General features: G+C 65.8%; 18 protein-coding genes. 16 read left to right on the top strand and 2 right to left on the bottom strand.

Features of this window, described 5'->3' with window-relative positions; all coding sequences use genetic code 11:
• Window positions 1–11: 11 nt before the first annotated feature.
• The 14 genes from OX460_RS02345 (at window position 12) to glpK (ending at window position 16658) form a co-directional block, all read left to right on the top strand.
• Window positions 12–824, top strand: a complete 813-nt coding sequence (locus tag OX460_RS02345; RefSeq protein WP_289897508.1) for an aldolase/citrate lyase family protein — start codon at window positions 12–14, stop codon at window positions 822–824.
• A gap of 75 nt (window positions 825–899) precedes the next feature.
• Entirely contained in the window at window positions 900–2003 is a 1104-nt protein-coding gene (ugpC, locus tag OX460_RS02340; protein ID WP_289897507.1) for a sn-glycerol-3-phosphate ABC transporter ATP-binding protein UgpC, read from the top strand.
• A 48-nt stretch (window positions 2004–2051) separates the two neighbouring features.
• Complete coding sequence (locus OX460_RS02335) at window positions 2052–3314, top strand: ABC transporter substrate-binding protein (RefSeq protein WP_289897506.1); 1263 nt, start codon at window positions 2052–2054, stop codon at window positions 3312–3314.
• 76 nt (window positions 3315–3390) lie between these two features.
• Window positions 3391–4305 (top strand): sugar ABC transporter permease, encoded by a 915-nt coding sequence (locus OX460_RS02330; RefSeq protein ID WP_099667487.1) that lies wholly within the window; start codon window positions 3391–3393, stop codon window positions 4303–4305.
• The gene (locus tag OX460_RS02325) at window positions 4302–5132 is read left to right on the top strand and encodes a carbohydrate ABC transporter permease (protein WP_034755232.1); all 831 of its coding nucleotides are present in this window, start codon (window positions 4302–4304) and stop codon (window positions 5130–5132) included. Before OX460_RS02330 ends, OX460_RS02325 begins: the two co-directional genes overlap by 4 nt.
• Window positions 5133–5134: 2 nt before the next feature.
• Window positions 5135–6031: an aldose 1-epimerase gene (locus OX460_RS02320; protein WP_289897505.1), complete on the top strand. Its 897-nt coding sequence runs from the start codon at window positions 5135–5137 to the stop codon at window positions 6029–6031.
• Window positions 6024–6932: an SMP-30/gluconolactonase/LRE family protein gene (locus tag OX460_RS02315; RefSeq protein ID WP_289897504.1), complete on the top strand. Its 909-nt coding sequence runs from the start codon at window positions 6024–6026 to the stop codon at window positions 6930–6932. Before OX460_RS02320 ends, OX460_RS02315 begins: the two co-directional genes overlap by 8 nt.
• A 27-nt stretch (window positions 6933–6959) precedes the next feature.
• Window positions 6960–7748 (top strand): SDR family oxidoreductase, encoded by a 789-nt coding sequence (locus OX460_RS02310; RefSeq protein ID WP_289897503.1) that lies wholly within the window; start codon window positions 6960–6962, stop codon window positions 7746–7748.
• Window positions 7749–7771: 23 nt separating this feature from the next.
• Complete coding sequence (locus tag OX460_RS02305; RefSeq protein ID WP_099394007.1) at window positions 7772–9226, top strand: NAD-dependent succinate-semialdehyde dehydrogenase; 1455 nt, start codon at window positions 7772–7774, stop codon at window positions 9224–9226.
• Window positions 9227–9291: 65 nt separating this feature from the next.
• Entirely contained in the window at window positions 9292–10692 is a 1401-nt protein-coding gene (locus tag OX460_RS02300; RefSeq protein WP_289897502.1) for a porin, read from the top strand.
• An 82-nt stretch (window positions 10693–10774) separates the two neighbouring features.
• Window positions 10775–12796, top strand: a complete 2022-nt coding sequence (locus tag OX460_RS02295) for an alpha-glucosidase (protein WP_289897501.1) — start codon at window positions 10775–10777, stop codon at window positions 12794–12796.
• A 7-nt stretch (window positions 12797–12803) separates the two neighbouring features.
• Entirely contained in the window at window positions 12804–13565 is a 762-nt protein-coding gene (locus OX460_RS02290; protein WP_289897500.1) for a TSUP family transporter, read from the top strand.
• A 46-nt stretch (window positions 13566–13611) separates the two neighbouring features.
• Window positions 13612–15171: a glycerol-3-phosphate dehydrogenase gene (gene glpD / locus OX460_RS02285; protein WP_289897499.1), complete on the top strand. Its 1560-nt coding sequence runs from the start codon at window positions 13612–13614 to the stop codon at window positions 15169–15171.
• Window positions 15168–16658 (top strand): glycerol kinase GlpK, encoded by a 1491-nt coding sequence (glpK, locus tag OX460_RS02280; RefSeq protein WP_289897498.1) that lies wholly within the window; start codon window positions 15168–15170, stop codon window positions 16656–16658. The genes glpD and glpK overlap by 4 nt, the downstream gene beginning before the upstream one ends.
• Window positions 16659–16842: 184 nt before the next feature.
• On the opposite strand, the gene alaC is transcribed toward glpK, so the two are convergent.
• Entirely contained in the window at window positions 16843–18060 is a 1218-nt protein-coding gene (gene alaC, locus OX460_RS02275) for an alanine transaminase (protein ID WP_289897497.1), read from the bottom strand.
• A gap of 308 nt (window positions 18061–18368) precedes the next feature.
• On the opposite strand from alaC, the gene OX460_RS02270 reads away from it, so the two are divergent.
• Window positions 18369–19052, top strand: coding sequence for a pentapeptide repeat-containing protein (locus tag OX460_RS02270; RefSeq protein WP_257218975.1), 684 nt, complete (start codon window positions 18369–18371; stop codon window positions 19050–19052).
• Window positions 19053–19216: 164 nt separating this feature from the next.
• On the opposite strand, the gene OX460_RS02265 is transcribed toward OX460_RS02270, so the two are convergent.
• Window positions 19217–20431 carry an MFS transporter gene (locus OX460_RS02265; protein ID WP_251348267.1) on the bottom strand — a complete coding sequence of 405 codons (1215 nt, stop codon included), beginning with the start codon at window positions 20429–20431 and terminating at the stop codon, window positions 19217–19219.
• A gap of 120 nt (window positions 20432–20551) precedes the next feature.
• Here OX460_RS02265 and OX460_RS02260 point away from each other — a divergent pair, with 120 nt between their 5' ends.
• Entirely contained in the window at window positions 20552–21478 is a 927-nt protein-coding gene (locus tag OX460_RS02260) for a LysR family transcriptional regulator (protein WP_289897496.1), read from the top strand.
• Window positions 21479–21491: the final 13 nt, after the last annotated feature.

Genomic DNA, 21491 nt, shown 5'->3' with positions numbered 1-21491 from the left:
AGAGCACAACTATGGATATCCTGGACAACCCTTTCCGCGCCTTGCTGGCGGACAACGCAGTACCGCTGGGCAGCTGGCTGATGGCCGGCACGCCCGTCACGGCCGAAGCCATGGGCTGCGCCGGCTTCGACTGGCTGGTGCTGGACATGGAACACGTGCCCATCGATTACCAGGATGCCTACCAGATCCTGCAAGCCTTGGGCGGCACGCCGGCCTGCCCCGTCGTGCGCCTGGCCTGGAACGACCTGGTGCAGATCAAGCGCGCGCTCGACATCGGCGCGCAAACCCTGATGTTCCCGTTCGTGGAAAACGCCGCCGAAGCGCGCAGTGCCGTGGCCGCCACCCGCTATCCGCAGCCGGGCCAGGCCGTACCCGGCACGCGCGGTTTTGCCGCCATGCACCGCGCCAGCCGCTACGGCACCGTGCCCGACTACGCCACGCGCGCCAACGGCGCCGTCTTCTCGATTATCCAGCTGGAAACCCCGGCCGCGCTGGCGCAGCTGGAAGAGATCGCCGCCGTCGATGGCGTCGACGCCCTGTTCGTGGGGCCGGGCGACCTGTCGGCCGCCATGGGCCATATCGGCAATATCGGCCACCCGGACGTGCAGGCGGCGATCGCCGACGCGGCCCGCCGCGCCCGCGCCATCGGCAAACCCATCGGCATTGTCGGCCCCTCGCCGGAAATGGTGCACACTTTCATCCGTTACGGCTATGACTACGTGGCCATCGCTTCGGACATGGGCATGATGATGCGCCAGGCCAATGCCTTTATCACGGCCCTGAAACCGTCGCTGGCGAAAGCCCTCGACACGGGCGCCTACTAATTGTTCTGTTGCAACGCACTGTTGCAACGCACGTAACGCGCTCAGACGCGTCATTCGCATCTTTTGGAGACAAGCATGTCAGGTGTAAAACTGGAAAAGGTCGTCAAGAAGTACGACAACGGCGTCGAAGTCATTCATGGCATCGACCTGGAAATCAAGCAAGGCGAATTCGTCGTCTTCGTGGGCCCTTCGGGTTGCGGAAAATCAACACTGATGCGCATGGTCGCAGGCCTGGAATCGATCACGGGCGGCACCATCTCCATCGAGGGACAGGTCGTCAACGACTTGCCGCCGCGCGAGCGCGATATCGCCATGGTGTTCCAGGACTATGCGCTGTATCCGCACAAGTCCGTGTTCGACAACCTGGGCTTTGGCTTAAAACTGCGCAAGTTCCCGAAGGCGGAAATCGAACAGCGCGTGCGCGCCGCCGCCGCCATCCTGAAAATCGACCACTTGCTCGACCGCAAGCCGCGCGCCCTGTCCGGCGGCCAGCGCCAGCGCGTGGCCATGGGCCGCGCCATCGTGCGCCAGGCCAAGCTGTTCCTGTTCGATGAGCCGCTGTCGAACCTGGACGCCCTGCTGCGCTCGGAAATGCGCACGGAAATCAAGAAACTGCACCAGCGCATCGGCGCCACCACCATTTACGTCACGCATGACCAGGTCGAGGCGATGACCCTGGCCGAGCGCATCGTCGTGCTGTCCGGCGGCAACATCATGCAGGTCGGCACGCCGGACCAGATCTACAACGAGCCCGTGTCGAAATTCGTCGCCGGTTTCACGGGCTCGCCGCCGATGAACTTCCTCGGCGCCAAGGTGGCGCGCAACGTCGCCGGCCAGGCCGAGATCGTCCTGGGCGCGGCCCGCCTGGCCCTGCCGCCGGAGCGCCAGGCCGCATGCGGCAAGCTCGACGGCCGCGCAGTGGAATTCGGCATCCGCCCGGAAGACATCACGCTGGAAGCGGCCAGTCCCGCCAGCGCCGCCCTGGCCGCGACAGTGGTGGTGGTCGAGCCGCTGGGCGCGGAAACCCTGGTCATCTTCCAGTGCGAAGGGGGCGAATTGACGGCGCGCCTGCCGCCTACGTTTGCCCTGGCGCCGGGACAGCAAGTCACTGTACAGCTGGACATGGAGAAATTCCATCTGTTCGATCCGCAAGGGGGCGCGGTACTGCCCTCCCGATAAGCCGCGAACGACCGGCATACCCATTCCAAAAAAACAGGAGACAACATCATGCGTATCAAATCCCTCGTCCTGGCGCTCGGCGCCACTTTCGTCCTCGCCACCGGCTTGGCCACCAGCGCCCACGCGCAAACGGTCAAGGTGTTCGTCGGCGGCCAGGAGCGCCCCGAAGTCATGCGCGAACTGTTCGCCAAGTTCATGGCCGCCAATCCCGGTGTCAAGATCGACCTGGAAACGGGCGGCGCCACGTCCGAATTGCAGCAGAAATACCTGAACACGGTGCTGTCGGCCGGCGATACCACCCTGGACGTGTTCCTGATCGATATCATCCGCCCGGCCCAGTACGCGTCGGCCGGCTGGATCGAAAGCCTGGACAAATACCTGGGCGCCGACCGCGACAAGATCATGGGCCAGTACCTGCCCGCCTACAAGCAAGCGAATATGGTCGACAACAAGGTCATGGCCCTGCCCGCCTTTGCCGACGCCATGTTCCTCTACTACCGCAAGGACTTGCTGGCCAAGTACAAGCTGGCGGCGCCGAAAACCTGGGATGAGCTGGCCAGCGTGGCGCGCACCATCCAGGCCGGCGAAAAAAATCCGGAATTGCAAGGCATCAGCTTCCAGGGCAAGGCCATCGAAGGCGCCGTCTGCACCTTTTTGCTGCCGTACTGGAGCCAGGGCGGCGAACTGGTCACCAACGGCAAATTGACCCTGGACAAGCCCAAGGCGGAAGCGGGCCTGGCCATGTGGCGCAAGCTCGTCGACCAGGGCGTGGCGAAAAAGAACATCGCCGAAGTGGCCACCGACGATACGCGCAAGGAGTTCCAGGCAGGCAATGTCTTGTTCGCCGTCAACTGGGGCTATGCCTGGAATCACTTCCAGGATGGCGCCGACAGCAGCGTGAAAGATAAAGTCGGCGTCGTCAGCCTGCCGGCCATGGCGGGCGGCAAGCCGGCCTCGTGCATCGGCGGCTGGCAATGGGCCGTGTCCTCGTTCTCGAAGAACAAGGAGGCGTCCGCCAAGCTGGTGCGCTGGCTGTCGAGCCCGGAAGTGTCGAAGCAGCTGGCCCTCAAGGCGTCCAACCTGCCCGTCTACCCATCCGTCTACCAGGACAAGGAAGTGCTGGCCGCCAATGGCTGGTTCGCCGATGCCCTGCCGGTGGTGCAAAGCGCCCGCTCGCGCCCCGTCACGCCGCGCTACAGCGAAGTGTCCGAAGCCGTGCGCGTCAACACGAATGCCGTGATGGCGGGCGTGAAGACGCCGGCGGCGGCCGTGGGCGAGATCGAAAACCGCGTCAAGCGCATCCTGCGCTAAGGGGATCACGCCCGTGCCGCCACGACGGCGGCGCGGGCGGCACACGCATACGCACACCGCAACAGACGAGGAAATCATGAGGCAACGCACCCTGAAAAGCCGCATCACGGACCCCAGCGAAACAACGCTGGCCTGGGTCCTGCTGACGCCGGCGATTCTCTTTTTACTGCTGATCGTGGCCTACCCGGTCAGCAAATTGATCTACAACAGCTTTTTCGACATCCGCCTGTCCGGCGGCAGCCTGCCCAGTTTCGTGGGCCTGGACAACTACAAGATGGCGCTGGAAGACGCGCTGTTCTGGAAATCGCTGAAAAACACCGTCATCATCACCGTCGTCACCGTGCCGGGCGCGCTGGTGGCGGGCCTGGGCCTGGCCATGCTGGCCAACATGCCGTTCAAGTACCGCTGGCCCGTGCGCCTGGCGCTGCTGCTGCCGTGGGCACTGCCGCTGGCCTTCGTCGGCCTGATCTTCGCCTGGTTCTTCCACAGCGAATACGGCCTGGTGAACGACATCATCCGCCGCATCGACCTCTTGGTCCCCGGCCTGGGCTGGGAACCGCAAATCTGGTTCAATTCGCCCGCGCTGACCATGGCCGCCATCTGCATCACGACCATCTGGAAAACCTCGTCGTTCATGGCCCTGATTTTACTGGCCGGCCTGCAAACCATCCCCGCCTCGCTGTATGAAGCGGCCGAAGTGGACGGTGCCAGCAAATGGAAGCAATTCACGGAAGTGACCCTGCCCCTGCTGGTGCCATCGATGCTGGTGGCGCTGATCTTCCGCACCCTGACGGCCATCCAGTCCTTCGATATTCCGTACAACATGCCCGGCCCTGGCGACGAAACCAAAACCCTGGCCATGTACATCCAGTCCAATACCGTCGATTACCTGGACGTGGGCTACGGCTCGACCCTGGCGGTGTTCATGTTCCTGCTGTCGATGGCCACCACGTTTGTGTATCTGAAATATGTAAGAGGAGACAAAGAATGAGCGGCCTGTTTTCATCGAAGCGCCTGCGCTGGTTCGCCGCCGCGATCGTCATCCTCAACGGCGTCTTCCCCGCCCTGTGGATCCTGTTTACCTCGCTCAAGACCGAGAGCGAACTGACGCAAAAGCCGATCACCTACTGGCCGCACGAACCGACCATCGGCAATTTCATCTCCGCCTTCCAGGATCAGCCGCTGCTGACGTTCCTGACCAACAGCCTGATCGTGGCCGGCCTGTCGACCCTGCTCAGCCTGTTCATCAGCGCGCTGGCCGCGTATGCGATCGCCCGCCTGCGCCTGCGCTTCCGCGGCCTGATCCTGACGGCCATCATCGGCGTGTCGATGTTCCCGCTGGTGACCCTGATGGTGCCGCTGTTCGAAATCATGCGCAGCCTGGGCTTGCTGAACTCCTACTGGGCGCTGGTGCTGCCGTACACGGTGCTGAACCTGCCCATCTGCACCCTGATGATGGTGAGCTTTTTCCAGGATATCCCGCGCGACATCGAAAACGCGGCCATGCTCGACGGCTGCACCCGGTTGAGCGCGCTGTGGCGCATCGTGCTGCCGCTGGCCGCGCCGGGCGTGGCGACGGCCGCCATCCTCGCGTTTGTGAATTCCTGGGACGAGTTCCTGCTGGCGCTGTCGATGAATTCGGCCGTGGCTTACCGAACCCTGCCCGTCGGCATCCAGCTGTACCAGGGCGAGTTCGCCTTCCCGTGGCCGATCATTTCGGCGGCACTGGTGGTGGCCATCGTACCCATCGTCGTGCTGATCGTGATCTTCCAGGAAAAGGTCGTCAGCGGCCTGACCTCGGGCGGCTTGAAGGGCTGAGAATGGACCACCAGTCTCCCTTCACCCTGGCGCACGGCGACTGCCGCGCCGACGTCCACCCGGCCACGGGTGGCGCGCTGGCGGCTTTCCGCTGGCGCGGGCGCGACATCCTGCGCGCCGCGCCCGCCGCTGCCGACGTGCGGCAGATGGCCTGCTACCCTTTGGTGCCGTATTCGAACCGCATCGGCAACGCCGTGCTGCAGGCGCAGGAACAGACGCATGCGCTGCGCGCCAACTTCCCGCCCGAGCCGCACAGCATCCACGGCTTCGGCTGGCAGCGCGCCTGGCACGTTGCGGCGCGTGCGGACGACAGCGCCGAACTGCTGCTGGTGCACGGTGGCGACGCCGACTGGCCGTTCGCCTGCGAGGCGCGGCAAACCGTGCTGCTCGACGCTGCCGGCCTGCGCCTGACCTTATCGGTGCGCAACGACGACACGCGCGCCATGCCCGCCGGCCTGGGTTTTCACCCCTATTTTCCGCTGGCGCCCGGCCTGCGCCTGCAGGCGCAATGGGATGGCGTGTGGAGCATGGGCGCCGACCACCTGCCGGCCGGCTTGGCGCCCGTGGCGCAAGCGTCGCCATTCGCCACGCCGCAGCCGGTGGCCGGCTGGCGCAGCGACCATTGCTACAGCGGCTGGACGGGCCGCGCCAGCCTCGATTACGGCGACTACAGCGTGCAGCTGTCGGCCAGCGACAATTGCCGCCACCTCGTATGCTTCGCGCCCAACGACGAACGCAGCTTCATCGCCATCGAACCCGTCACGCACGCCAATAACGCGTTTGCGCTGGCCGCGCGCGGCGCGCACGACACGGGCATGCGCCTGCTGGCGCCCGGCGAGACGCTGCACATCGCCATGCGCCTGGCCATGCAGGAAAATGCGGAGGAGACCCATGCGTGAATGGCAAGCCGAACTGGCCCTCGACGCGCGCGCCCAGCTGGGCGAATGCCCGCTGTGGAGCGTGGCCGAACAGTGTTTGTACTGGATCGATATCGCCGGACGCCGCCTGCACCGCTACGATCCGGCGACCGGCCTCGACCGCGTCTGGTGGGTGCCGTGCGAGCCGGGCTGCATCGCCCTGGCTGAAAAGGGCGGCCTGGTGGCAGCCCTGCGCGACGGTTTCTACCGCTTCTATCCGCAGGAAGGCTTGCTCGACAAGCTGGCCGATGCGCCCTACGACAGCGCCGACATGCGTTTCAACGATGGCCGCTGCGACAGCGCCGGGCGCTTCTGGGCCGGCGCCATGTACGAGCCGCGCACGGCGGAACTGGCTGCCATGTTTTGCCTGGAACGGGGCGCCACCCGCCTGGGCTGGGGGCCGCGGCAGGGCCTTGGCGTCAAGGTCAGCAACGGCCTGGCGTTCGCCGCGGATGGCCAAGCCCTGTTCCAGTCCGACACGCCGAACCACGTGATCTACCGTTTCGCGTTTGACGCGGCCAGCGGCCAGGCGGGCGAGCGCAAGGTGTTTGCCCGCCTGCCCGCCAAGGGAGAGGACGCCGTGTACGGCGGCCGCCCCGATGGCGCGGCGCTCGATGCGGAAGGCTGCTACTGGAGCGCGCAATACGAAGGCGGCCGGGTGCTGCGCTTTTCGCCGCAGGGCGAAATCATCGGCATCGTGCGCGTGCCCGTCACGCGCCCCACCATGATCGCCTTTGGCGGCGCGGACCTGCGCACCCTGTACATCACCAGCGCGCGCGAAGGCGCAAGCGACGACGAACTGGCGCGCCAGCCGCAGGCGGGCGGCCTCTTTGCCGCGCGCCTGGACGTGGCCGGCCGCCCCGAACCCCTGTACCGGGATTGATACCCGGATCTTCACCCTGAGGACAGCATGAACGCCAACATCACTCTCTACCCCAGCCTGCAGGACCGCGTGGTCTTCGTCTCCGGCGGCGGCTCCGGCATCGGCGCTGCGCTGGTCGAGCACTTCGCCCTGCAAGGCGCGCAAGTGGCTTTTTGCGACATCGACCGCGACGCCAGCGCCGCCCTGGCCGCGCGCCTGGCGCCCGTGTGCCGCCATGCGCCCTGTTTCGTGTACAGCGACATCCGCGACATCGCCGCCTACCAGGCCAGCCTGGCCGACGTCGAGGCGCACTTCGGCGCCATCCGCGTGCTGCTCAACAACGCGGGCCGCGACGACCGCCACAGCCTGGCCGAACTGACGCCCGAATACTGGGACAACTGCCTGGCGCTGAACTTGAAACACCACGTGTTCGCCATCCAGCAGGTGGCGCCCGGCATGGCGGCCGCCGGCGGCGGTTCCATCATCAACCTCGGCTCGATCTCGTGGATGCGCGGGCGCCCCAACCTGGTCGGCTACACCACGTCCAAGGCGGGCATCGCGGGCCTGTCGCGCACCCTGGCGCGCGAACTGGGCGAGCAGAATATCCGCGTCAACGCCATCGCGCCGGGCGCCATCGCCACGGACCGCCAGGCCGCGCTGTGGCGCGATCCGGAAGAAGACCGCCGTTTCATCGAACTGCAATGCCTGAAATACCGGCTCGACGCGGGCCACGTGGCGCGCACGGCCCTGTTCCTGGCGGCCGACGATTCGGACGGCATCACGGGCCAGAACATCATCGTCGATGCGGGCCTCGCGCAAGTATCTGTAGCTGGCTAAGCCCCCATTCAAGGAGAACCCTCATGTTGAACCTGCAAGACGCAAACCTGTTGAAACAGCAATGCCTGATCGACGGCGCCTGGTGCGACGCCGACGACGGCGCCACCATCGATGTCACCAACCCGGCTACCGGCGCGGTGATCGCCACGGTGCCGCGCATGGGCGCCGCCGAGACGCGGCGCGCCATCGCCAGCGCCCACGCGGCCTTCCGGCTGTGGCGCAAGCAGACCGTCAAGGCGCGCGCCACGGTGCTGCGCGCCTGGCATGCGCTGATCCTGCAGCACGCGGACGACCTGGCGCTGATATTGACTACTGAACAGGGCAAGTCGCTGGCCGAAGCCAAGGGCGAGATCGTCTCGAACGCGGCCTACCTGGAATGGTTCGCCGAGGAAGGCAAGCGCGCATATGGCGACGTGATCGCGCCGCCGTCGAACGACAAGCGCATCGTCGTCATCAAGCAGCCGATCGGCGTGTGTGCGGCCATCACGCCGTGGAATTTCCCGAACGGCATGATCACGCGCAAGGCCGGCCCCGCCCTGGCGGCCGGCTGCAGCATGGTCCTGAAACCGGCGTCGCAAACGCCGCTGTCGGCCCTGGCCCTGGCCGAACTGGCGCTGCGCGCCGGCGTGCCGCCCGGCGTGTTCAATGTGGTGACCGGCGCGGCGCAAGCGATCGGCACGGAACTGTGCCACAACGACCTGGTGCGCAAGATCACGTTTACGGGGTCGACGGAAGTGGGCGCCTGGCTGTCGCGCGAGGCGGCCGGCACGATCAAGAAGCTGTCGCTGGAACTGGGCGGCAACGCGCCCTTCATCGTCTTCGAGGATGCCGACATCGACGCGGCCGTCGAAGGCGTGCTGATGTCGAAATACCGCAACAGCGGCCAGACCTGCGTCTGCGCCAACCGCATCTACGTGCAGGACGGCATCTACGACGACTTCGCCGCCCGCCTGGTGGCCAAGGTAGCCGAGCTGAAACTGGGGGCCGGCACCGAAGCAGGCGTCACGCAAGGCCCGCTGATCGATGAAAACGCCGTGCGCAAGATCGAACAGCACATCGCCGACGCGCTGGCCAAGGGCGGCAAACTGGCCATCGGCGGCAAGCGCCACGCGCTGGGCGGCAGCTTCTTCGAGCCCAGCGTGGTGCTGGAAGCGAACAGCGACATGCTGGTCGCCACCGAGGAAACCTTCGCCCCGCTGGCGCCCCTGTTCCGCTTCGGCAGCGAAGAGGAAGTCGTCGCCATGGCCAACGCCACGCAGTTCGGCCTGGCCGGCTATTTCTACAGCCGCGACCTGGGCAGAGTCTGGCGCGTGGCGGAAGAACTGGAAGTGGGCATGGTCGGCATCAACACGGGCATGATCGCCAATGAAATGGCGCCGTTCGGCGGCGTCAAGCATTCGGGCATGGGCCGCGAAGGCTCGCACTATGGCATGGACGACTTCCTCGATATCAAATACTTGTGCATGGGAGGAATTTGATTATTTCAATGTAAGCAAGGCAGGGATCAGCAACCATACTCATAAAAAACACAGGAGACAAGATCATGCAAACGACATTCCGCAAGACCACCCTGGCCGCGGCCATCACCGGCGTGCTTCTCGCGGCGCCATTTGTTAGCGCTAACGCACGCGCTGACGAGCTCAGCGACATGAAGGCCATGCTGGCGCAGTTGCAGGACCGGGTGGCGCAGATGGAAGCGAAAGCGGCCCAGCCCGCACCGGCGGCGGCGATGGCGGCCGCACCGGCAACGTCGGCGGCGGCCCCCATGCAGCCCGCCACCGGCTTCAACTGGAAACTGTACGGCCGTGGCGACATCGGCTATACGGTGTCGCGCGGCAAGGATGCCAGCGGGCGCCAGCTGACCAACCACCGCCTGAACCAGGGCGAGATGGCCAGCCGCCTGGGCCTCACGGGCGCCTGGGTCTTCAGCGATGAGTACAAGGCCATCTTCGGCGTCGAGACGGGCTTGAACTTGTTCAACGGCAATGCGGGCGGCGGCACGCAAAACAACACCACCTCATCCGTGCTGTTCAACCGGGGCTCCACCGTCGGCTTTGCCTCGACCACCTGGGGCTCGATCGAAGGCGGCACCATGTACATGGCGCCGTTCTGGGTCTCGCTGGGCGCCGACCTGGCCTCGGCGCACAATTACGGCGCCAACGACTTCAGCGCCCTGTTCTCGCTCACGCGCCCCGAATCCCTGGGCCGCTACCTGAAGGACCCCGTGACAAACAACGCCAGCAAGACGACGAGTTTGGCCGGCAACAACTCGGGCACGGCCTTGTTCTACGGCAATGCGCTGCGCTACCGCAGCCCCACCTGGAACAACATTTCTGCGGAAGTCTCGTATTCGGCCGGCCAGCAGGCGTCTTCCGCCACCGACCTGGAAAACGATGGCCGCAGCTGGGCCGCCAACGTGCTGTACAAGAAGGGCGATCTGTTCCTCGGCTATGCGCACATGGATTACCTGCAAAGCAACGACATCAGCACGGGGGGCACGCCGAACTTCCTCAAGCGCAACCAGGTCACGGACATCGTCGGCGCGCGCTACAAGTGGAACGATTTTACCTTGGGCGGCTCCTACACCTCCTACCGCGTGTCGAACGCGGGCGGCTATGCGGCCGACGCTTTCGGCGTCTCGGGCGCCTACGACCTCGGCAAGCACCGCATCGAGGGCAGCCTGGCGCACATCAGCTATGACGGCGCCAACGCCAAGGGCGCTTTCGGCACCAACACGGGCGATGGCGTGGGCAAGCCCACGTCGACGGCCTACTCGCTGGGCTACCTGTACAACTTCCAGCCGACCCTGTCGTTCTACGCGTACGCCACGCGCATCGCCAACAACAGCCACGCCAAGCTGGGCGTATTGCAGTTCCGGGGGGACAATAACTACTTCGGCTACAGCCCCGTCGAGCTGACCGCCGGCATGTTCCTCGTCTTTTAATTCAGTGCTTATTTGTTGAGGCACCGCCGGCCCGCCCCACACCCACCATGCGGGCGGCCGGTTTTCACAGGAGTTGATCGTCATGCAGTACACACTACACCAGGAAAATGACAGCGTCGCCCTGCGCTGCGCCGGCCGCTTGCTGCTGCGCCACGGCGCCGATGCGCCATGCGTGTTCGTCGGCCAGGGCCGCGAAAGCATGGAAATGTACCGAGGTAACTTCGAAATCGAAGATTACGTCGAGGAGCGCAGCGCCCTGCGCGCGCTGGCCGTCACGCAGGGCGGCGACAGCGCCACCCTGAGCTTTGCGCGCCATGCGGGCGACACGCCGCAGCTGGTGCTGGCCGTGCAAGCGGCGCCGCATGGCGTGCACCTGGTGGTGCGCTACGCGGCGCCGGGCTGGAACCGGCTGTGGCTGCGCCTGCCAGCAGAACAGGACGAGCATGTATGGGGCTGCGGCGAGCAGATGTCGTACTTCGACCTGCGCGGCCGCCACTTCCCCCTGTGGACGTCGGAGCCGGGCGTGGGCCGCGACAAGTCGACCCATTTGACGTGGCAGGCGGACGTGACGTCGAAATCGGGCGGCGACTACTATCACACGAATTATCCGCAACCGAGCTTCATCTCGTCGCAGCGCTACTGCCTGCATGCCGAGACGACGGCGTATGCGGACTTCGATTTCCGCCAGCCGGACTTCCACGAGCTGCAATTCTGGGCCATGCCCGAGCGCCTGGAATTCATGCTGGCCGACTCCTTCGTCGACCTGGTCGGCGTCGTCTCGCAACGCTTCGGCCGCCAGCCGCAATTGCCCGCCTGGCTGCAAAATGGCGCCATGCTGGGCCTGAAAGGCGGCGAAGAGCATGCCCGCACCATCCTCGCGCAGGCGCAGGAACACGGCTTGCCCGTCAGCGCCCTGTGGTGCGAAGACTGGGTGGGCTTGCGCCAGACGTCGTTCGGCAAGCGTTTGTTCTGGGACTGGCGCTGGCAGCCGCAGCGCTATCCGGACCTGAAAAACTGGATCGCGGACCTGGCCAGACAGGACATCCGCTTCCTCGGCTACGTCAATCCGTATTTATGCAACGACGGCACCCTGTACCAGGAAGCGCTGCAGCAGGGCTTTTTGGCCACGGCCATCGATGGCGGCGCCTACCTGGTGGACTTCGGCGAATTCGATTGCGGCGTCGTCGACTTCACCAACCCGGCCGCCGCGCAATGGTTCGAGGAACGCATCCTGCGCCAGGAAATGCTCGATTTCGGCCTGTCCGGCTGGATGGCCGATTTCGGCGAATACCTGCCGATCGACCTGCGCCTGCACAATGGCGTCGATGCGCGCCTGATGCACAACGCCTGGCCGACCCTGTGGGCCGAAGTCAATGCGCGCGCCATCGAAGCAGCCGGCAAGACGGGCGAGGCCACCTTCTTCATGCGCGCCGGCTACACGGGCGTGCAGGCGCACTGCCCGCTGTTGTGGGCGGGCGACCAGTCGGTCGACTTCAGCCGCCACGACGGCTTGCAGACGGTGATTTGCGGCGCCCTGTCGTCCGGCTTGCTGGGCAACGCCTACCACCACAGCGACATCGGCGGCTATACCAGCCTGTTCGGCAACCTGCGCACGGCCGAACTGTTTCAGCGCTGGACGGAGATGGCCGTCTTCACATCGATGATGCGCACGCACGAAGGCAACCGCCCGGACGAAAACTTCCAGTTTTACCAGGATGAGCAGGTGTTCCAGCACTTCGCCCGCATGACGCGGCTGCACGTGGCGCTGGCGCCCACCATCCGCGCCCTGGCCGAAGATGCCGTGGCGCGCGGCCTGCCGCTGCAGCGCCCCCTGTTCCTGCACTATGAACACGACCGCGCCACCTACGCCATCCAGGACCAGTACCTGTTCGGTCCCGACCTGCTGGTGGCGCCCGTGCATGCGGCGGACGCTGCGCGCTGGAGCGCCTACCTGCCGCAGGGCGACGCCTGGGTCCACCTGTGGAGCGGCGCCGTCTTCGAAGGCGGCCAGCGCGTGGAAGTCGACGCTCCCCTGGGCCAGCCGCCCGTCTTCGTGCGGCGCGGTTGCGCACAGCAGGATTTCTTCCTGTCGCTGGCGAAATGAGCATGGCATGAGCGTGGCGTCGCACTTGCTGTTCCTGGCCTGCGTGGCGCTGGCCAGCGTCGCGCAGAACCTGACGGGCTTTGCTTTCGGCCTGATCCTGCTGGGCCTGACGGCCGTGCTGCACCTGGCCAGCCTGGGCGACGTGGCCAACGTGGTCAGCGTGCTGGTGCTTGTGAATGCGGCCATCACCTTTGGCCGCACGCGCCCGCAGTTGGCCTGGCCCGTGTTCGGCCCTTCGCTGGCCGTCAGCCTGCTGGGCGTGGGCGCGGGCGTGGCCCTGCTGGGCTGGTTCAGCGCGCAACAGGTGACCCTGCTGCGCTTCCTGCTCGGCTGCGCCATCGTCGTCTGCGCATGCATGCTGGTGCTGCGCGCCAGCGCGCGGGCGCGGCCATCCGGCCTGTCGGCCTTCCTGTTCTTCAGCGGCGTGTCCGGCGTGATGGGCGGCCTGTTCGCCAGCGCCGGTCCGCCCATGGTCTACCACCTGTACCGCCAGCCATGGCCGGCCGACATGATCCGCCATTCGCTGATCGTGCTGTTTGCCGCGAATGCCGTGCTGCGCCTGGCCCTCGTGCTGGCGCATGGCCAGTTCAGCCTGACGGCACTGTGGCTGACCCTGGAAGCCTTGCCGCTGGTGACGGGGCTGACGTGGCTGGCGCGCCGCCACCCTTCACGCCTGCCCATCGAGCACGTGCGCCGCGCCGTCTTCGTGCTGCTGCTGATCGCCGGCCTGGCCCTGGTGCTGCCGCCCGTGCTGGCCCTGGCCGCCTGAGGCGGCGCCTTTTCACTGTTTACCTTTTTTACGAGACGAACCTTCCATGTCCGCTTCCCGCTTTTCCTCCCTGCCCGCCGACTGCGACCTGCTGGTCGTCGGCGGCGGCATCAATGGCGCCGGCATCGCGCGCGACGCGGCCGGCCGCGGCTTGCGCGTGGTGCTGTGCGAACAGCACGACCTGGCGCAGCACACCTCGTCCGCCTCCACCAAGCTGATACACGGCGGCCTGCGCTACCTCGAATACTATGAATTCAAGCTGGTGCGCAAGGCACTGCAGGAACGCGAAGTGCTGCTGCGCGCCGCGCCGCACATCATGTGGCCGATGCGCTTCGTCATGCCGCACGATGCAGCCCAGCGCCCCGCCTGGATGATACGCGCGGGCCTGTTCCTGTACGACCACCTGGCCAAACGGGCCTTCCTGCCCGCCTCGCAAGGCATCACGCTGGACCGCCATGCGGCGGGCGCGCCGCTGAAGGCCGGCTACCGCAAGGGCTTCGTGTATTCCGACGGCTGGGTCGACGATGCGCGCCTGGTGGTGCTCAACGCGCTCGACGCGCAGGAACACGGCGCGCATATCCTCACGCGCACGGCTTGCGTCGACGCGCGCCGCGACGGCGACGCCTGGCACGCCACCCTGCAAGCCGAGGGGGGCCAGCGCAAGAGCTTGCGCGCGCGCGCCATCGTCAACGCGGCGGGACCGTGGACGGCGCAATTTGCCGGCGCGGCCGGCGGCGGCAAGACGCAGGGGTTGCGCCTGATCAAGGGCAGCCACATCATCGTGCCGCGCCTGTTCGAGCATCCGAACGCCTACATCTTCCAGAACCCGGACCAGCGCATCATCTTCGCCATCCCCTACCAGGATGACTTTACCCTGATCGGCACCACCGACGAGGAATACAAGGGGGACGTGAGCCAGGTGAAGATCAGCCAGGCGGAGATCGATTACCTGTGCCAGGCGGCGAACCGCTATTTCAAGCGCGAAATCGGCCCCGCCGACGTCGTGTGGACGTATTCCGGCGTGCGCCCCCTGCTCGACGACAGCGCGCAAAACGCGTCGGCCGTCACGCGCGACTACCTGCTGGAAGTGGCGCGCGGCGCAGCAGCAAAGGGCGCGCCCCTGCTCAATATCTGGGGCGGCAAGATCACCACCTACCGCAAGCTGGCCGAGGAGGCGCTGGGCCTGCTGGCGCCCCTGCTGGACAATGCTTCTCCGGCCTGGACGGCCCACGCGCCCCTGCCCGGCGGCGACCTGCAGCAGGTGAATCAACTCGTGGACAGCCATGATTTCGACGGTTTCCTCGCGCGCTTCCAGCGCGACCACGCCTGGCTGCCGGCCGCGCTGGCGCGCCGCTATGCGCGCGCCTATGGCAGCCGCGCCGCGCGCCTGCTGACGGGCGCCACGTCGATGGCCGACCTGGGCGCGCAACTGGCGCCCGGCCTGTACGAGGCCGAAGCGTGCTATCTGGTCGAAGTGGAATGGGCCAGGAGCAGCGACGACATCCTGTGGCGCCGCAGCAAACTGGGTTTGCGCTGCGCGCCGGCCGACGTGGCGCGCCTGCAGCAATGGCTGGCCGCCCATCCGGCGCAAGAGGTGGCGGCATGACGTATTTGCTGGCCCTCGACCAGGGCACCTCCAGCTCGCGCAGCATGGTCTTCGATGAAACGGGCGCCATCGTCGCCGTGGCGCAGCGCGAATTTCGCCAGCTCTTCCCGCAGCCGGGCTGGATCGAGCACGATCCCATGGAAATCTGGCACAGCCAGCTGGCTACCTGCCGCGAAGTGCTGGCCAAGACGGGCTTGCAGGCCGACGCCCTCGGTGCGCTGGGCATCACCAACCAGCGCGAAACGACGGTAGTATGGGACCGCGCCACGGGCGAACCCGTCTACAACGCCATCGTCTGGCAAGACCGCCGCACGGAGGCCCTGTGCGAGGACTTGCGCGCGCGGGGCCTGGCCGGCGCCATCCACGCAAAGACGGGCCTGGTGCTCGACCCGTATTTTTCCGGCACCAAGCTGCGCTGGATACTCGACGCCGTGCCCGGCGTCCGCGCGCGGGCCATGCGCGGCGAACTGGCCTTCGGCACCATCGATACCTGGCTCGCATGGCAGATGACGGGCGGCCGGCTGCACGTGAGCGACGTCACCAACGCTTCGCGCACCATGTTGTGGAACCTGCATGAAGGCTGCTGGGATGCCCAGCTGCTCGACTGGCTGGGCATCCCAGCGAGCCTGCTGCCGTCCGTCCACCCTTCGAGCCACGTGTATGGCGAAACGGATGCGGCGGTGCTGGGCAGCCCCGTCATCATCGGCGGCATCGCCGGCGACCAGCAGGCGGCGCTGTTCGGCCAGACCTGTTTCACGCCGGGCATGGCCAAGAATACCTATGGCACGGGCTGCTTCTTGCTGCTCAACACGGGCGAACAGTGCGCGCAATCGCAGCATGGCCTGATCAGCACGGCCGCCTGCCAGGTGGGCGCGCAGCCCGCGTATGCGCTCGAAGGCAGCGTCTTCATCGGCGGCGCCGTGGTGCAGTGGCTGCGCGACGGCCTCGGTGCCATCGGCCACGCGGGCGAAGCGGAAGGCCTGGCCGCCTCCGTGCCCGATTCCGGCGGCGTGGTCTTCGTGCCCTCGTTTACGGGTCTGGGCGCGCCGTACTGGGTGCCCTCGGCGAAAGGCGCCATCCTGGGCCTGAGCCGGGGCAGCACGGTGGGCCATATCGCCCGCGCCGCGCTCGAAGCGATCGCCTTCCAGAGCGCCGCCCTGCTGGGCGCCATGACGCGCGACGCGCAAGCGCCCATCACGGAGCTGCGCGTGGACGGCGGCGCCTGCGCCAACAACCTGCTGCTGCAATTCCAGGCCGACCTGCTGGGTATCCCCGTGGTGCGCCCGCAAGTGATCGAAACGACGGCCCTGGGCGCGGCCTACCTGGCGGGCCTGGCCATCGGCCAGTACCGTGGCGTCGACGAGCTGGCATCGCACTGGCGCGCCGACAGGACGTTCCTGCCCGCCATCGGCCGCGACCAGGCGGCCAGCCTGATGCAGCAGTGGGAGGTGGCGGTACGGCGGTTTACAGGTGCCGGCGACGCATAGCCGCGCGGAATGACAGGCAAAAAAAAGCCCGCTGCGGGAGCGGGCTGAATCTATTTCCTTGGAGGAGATAGAGGAGACAAATGAATGATGCCGCGTTGCAGCATATAAAACCACTTTATATTCGTGATGTCAGAAATACGCGGCAGTGATATTACGGGCAACAGACAATTCCATACGGCAACTTTTACGTGGCCGTTTCCGTTTTTGCGTCGCCGGAACGCAACATATTCTTGATGCCGCGCAAGGCTTGCCGGACGCGCGCCTCGTTTTCGATCAGGGCGAAGCGCACGTATTCATCGCCGTATTCGCCGAAACCGATGCCGGGCGACACGCTCACCTTCGCTTTTTGCAGCAGCAGCTTGGCAAATTCCAGCGAACCCAGGTGGCGATACGCTTGCGGGATATGCGCCCAGATATACATCGAAGCCTTCGGTTTTTCCACCATCCAGCCCGCCTCATGCAAGCCTTTCACCAGCACGTCGCGGCGGCGCTGGTACTGGGCGCAGATTTCCGTCACGCAACTTTGGTCACCTTCCAGCGCGGCAATGGCCGCCACTTGCACTGGAGTAAAACTGCCGTAGTCGTGGTAGCTCTTGATGCGCGCCAAGGCCGCCACCAGCTCCGCATTGCCCACCATGAAGCCGATGCGCCAGCCCGCCATGTTGTAGCTTTTCGACATGGTAAAGAATTCGACGGCCACGTCGCGCGCGCCCGGCACCTGCATGATGGACGGCGCCTTCCAGCCGTCGAAGGTGATGTCGGCATACGCCAGGTCATGCACCACCAGGATATTGTGCTGTTTCGCCAGCGCCACGACTCTTTCGAAGAATTCCAGCTCCACGCATTGCGCCGTGGGGTTGGACGGGAAGCCCAGCACCATCATCTTCGGTTTCGGGTAGCTTTCGCGGATGGCCCGTTCCAGTTCGGCAAAGAAATCCACGCCCGGCCCCATGCGCACGGAGCGGATATCGGCGCCCGCGATGACGGCGCCCCAGATGTGGATCGGGTAGCTGGGATTGGGCACCAGCACCGTGTCGCCACGGTCCAAGGTCGCCAGCATCAGGTGCGCCAGGCCCTCTTTCGAGCCGATGGTGACGATGGCTTCGCTGTCCGGGTCGATGTCGACCTCGTAGCGCTTCTTGTACCAGTGGGCAATCGCGCGGCGCAGCCGCGGAATGCCTTTGGAGGCGGAATAGCCGTGCGTGTCGGGCCGTTTCACCGTCTCGACCAGCTTGTCCACGATGTGGGCCGGCGTGGCGCCATCGGGATTGCCCATCGACATGTCGATGATATCCTCGCCACGGCGGCGCGCGGCCATCTTGAGTTCGGCGGTGATATTGAAAACGTAGGGGGGAAGGCGATTGATGCGCGAAAAGCTGCGCGGAGCTTGGCTATCGGTCATGGTTATCTCTGTACGTAAGCGCCCGGATCCGTCCGAGCGACGTTGGCGCAGTGGCTGCGCCTGCAACGATACTAACCCGGCTTCGCAGGAACTGGCAAGGCCGATTCGGACAAGCTACAATACGCGCTGATCGAAAATGAGCGCACCGGTTGGTAACCCGGTAAGTGCCCGGCACCGTCCGGCATGCTCCCGCCCACGCGGACCCACGGCGCTGACCCTTGGCTGTTACACCAGCCGGGGAGGTGTTCTGGTTCGTGCATTTTCCCGCCGCGCCATCCCTCCCCTGCTTTGATTAGGAATAAAAACGGATGGCAACACACGACACCGCAGTAAGCAACATGACCCTGGACCGCGCCGGCATCGAGCAGCAGCTGGCCCTGCCCGTGCGCCACTTCATCGATTGCGCGTTCGACGGCGAAGACTTGTCGCGCCTCGATCTGCAGGGCTGCACGTTTGAACGCTGCACCTTTGCCGACACCAATCTGTTCGCCAGCAAACTGGCGCGCAGCACCTGGCGCCGCTGCCGCGCCGGCAGCGCCGATTTCGAATCCGTCGACGCCGTCGACGCCAGCTTCGAAGGCTGCGACCTGAACAACACAAAATGGCGGCGCGCCAAGCTGGCCTCGGCCACCTACCGCGGCTGCAAGCTGACGGGCGCCTCGTTCGAGGAAGTGGCCCACCTGGGCCTCACCTTCGAAGACAGCCTGCTGGTGGGCGCCGACCTGCGCGGCTTCTCGTTCCGCAAGGCGATACTCAAACAGCTGGACTTTTCCGACGCCTACCTGGCCGGCTGCGACTTCCGCGACGCCGTCTTCGAAGGGGGCAGCCTGCGCAACGCCACCATCAAACTGGCGAAGTTCCAGGGCGCGGACTTGCGCGGCGCCGATATCGACGGGTTCAAATTGAGCGAAGCGTCCTTGCTGAAAGGCGCCGTCATCACGCATGCGCAGGCGGCGAACTTCATGCGCGCGCTCGATCTGGTGGTGATTTAATCTGCAAAGACAAAAAAAAAGCCCGCTACGGAAGCGGGCTGAATCTATTTCCTTGGAGGAGATAGAGGAGACAAGTGCATCTTGCGGCATCGCGGCATATCACGCCACTTTATCTTCATGATGATAGAAATAGCCGCTAGTGATAACGAGCCGCCATCAGGGTTTCAAGCCGTGCGGCGCGCGGCCAGCGGCAGAAATTCTCCCAGCCATACCAGCAGGGCCAGGCCCGGAAACGCCATGCCGGTCAGCAAAGTTGCTTGCCAGCCATAGCTGGCATACACCCAGGCGCCGATGGCCGAGCCGGCTGCGCCGCCGGCGAAGAACAGGGCGAAATACAGGCCGTTCAGGCGGCCGCGCACTTCCGCGCCCAGGCTGAAGATGGCGCGCTGGCCCAGCACCAGATTCGCCGCCACGCCCATGTCGAGCACGATGGAAGCGACCACCAGCAAGCCCAGCGCCACGTGTTTCGACTCGGGCGCCAGCATCGGCAAGGCAAAGGCGACGACGCCCAGCGCCAGCGCGGCGGCCGTGGCCGGCAAGGTGTGGCCCGCATCGGCCAGGCGGCCGGCGATGGGCGAAGCGACAGCGCCCGCCATGCCCACCAGGGCGAAGATGGCGATGCCCGTTTGCGACAGGCCGAACGCGGGGCTGGACAGCACCAGCGGGGTGACGGTCCAGAACAGGCTGAAGGCGCCGAACAGGCCCGCATGATAGGCGGCGCGGCGGCGCAGCACGGGCGTGCCCAGCAGCAAATGCCACAGCGAGGCCATCAAGGCCGGATAGCGCATGCTCGACACGGGCTGGCGCACGGGCAAGGCGCGGCGCAGCACCAGCGCCAGCAAGACCATCAGCACGGCGGCGCCGCCAAACACCACGTGCCAGCTCGCATGGGCCGCCACCAGCGAAGCGACGGGACGGGCCAGCATGATGCCCAGCAACAGGCCGCTGACCACCTTGCCCACCGTCTGCCCCCGCGTCGCTTCCTGCGACAGGTGGGCGGCAAACGGCACGATCACTTGCGCCGCCACGGACCCGAGACCGATGGCCAGCGCGGCGGCCAGGAACACGATGGCGCCCGTGGAGAGGGCCGCCGCCACGAGGGCCGTGGCCGTCACCAGCAAGGCAGTGACGATCAGGCGGCGGTTTTCCAGCAAGTCGCCCAGCGGCACGACAAACAGCAGGCCCAGGGTATAGCCGACTTGCGTCAGGGTGACGATCAGCCCGGCCGCCTTGGCCGACAGGCCCGTGGAGGCGCTGATGGGCCCGACGAGGGTTTGCGCGTAATACAGATTGGCGACGATCAGGCCGGAAGCGATGGCCAGCAGCAGCACCATGGCGGGCGCAATGTCGTGGGGAGCAGAAGGTGAGGCCTTGTTCATGTTGTTTCCTCGGTTCGATAGGGATGTCGCCATTCTAGGCAAAACCGGGGCAAAGATAATTAGGGCATAATCGCCCTACACTTTTCACATAAGATGAACAATACAAGGACAGGCTATCCCATGGACAAGATCAAGGCCATGCAGACCTTCGTGCGCATCGTCGAGGCCAACAGTTTTTCCAAGGCGGCCGAAACCTTGAATTTGCCGCGCGCCGCGCTGACGGCCACCCTGCAAAAGCTGGAAGCCTACCTGGGCACGCAACTGCTGCAGCGCACTACGCGCCGTTTGTCCCTGACGCCGGAAGGGGCCGAGTACTTCCGCCATTGCCTCGATATTTTAAAAGCCGTCGACACGGCGGAACTGGCGTTCCGCGGTCCGGACGCGAAAAAACCCCGTGGCTTGCTGCGCATCAACCTGCCCAACACGGTGGGCCGGCGCCTCGTCATGCCCCATATCGCGCAATTCCACGCCGCCTGGCCGGACGTGCAACTGCAGCTGAGCCTGACTGACCGCCTGGTCGACCTGACGCAGGAAGGCATCGATTGCGCCTTGCGCGTGGGCACCTTGCAAGATTCCGCCTTCATCGGCAAACAGGTCGGCCTGATGCGCTTCGTCACGTGCGCCTCACCCGCCTACCTGGCGCGGCACGGCACGCCGCACACCCTGACCGACCTGGCCGCGCACCGGGGCATCATGCATTACTCGGGCCGCACGGGACGCGCCTTCGACTGGGATTTCCTGCAAGGCAAGGAGGTGGTGCGCGTGCCGATGGCCGGCCCCATCGCCGTCAACGACGCCGACGCCAGCGTCGCTTGCGCGCTGCAAGGACTGGGACTGGCGCAGGCGGCCGTGTACCAGGTGCGCGCGCACCTCGACAGCGGCACCCTGGTGGCCGTGCTGGCGGATCACCCGCCGACGCCCATGCCCATGTCCCTGCTGACGCCGCAAGGCCGGCTGGCCACGCCCAAGCTGCAGGCGTTTGCGGGCTGGATCACGGCCCTGCTGGCCGCCCAGCCTGACGTACAACTGCCCGCGCACAAAATCTGAGGCAAAAAAAAAG

The organism is Janthinobacterium sp. SUN033, assembly GCF_030397595.1.
GTDB classification, from domain to species: Bacteria; Pseudomonadota; Gammaproteobacteria; order Burkholderiales; family Burkholderiaceae_D; genus Janthinobacterium; species Janthinobacterium kumbetense.
The sequence above is the reverse complement of the archived record's forward strand: the minus strand, read 5'-3'. Positions and strand labels throughout refer to the sequence as shown.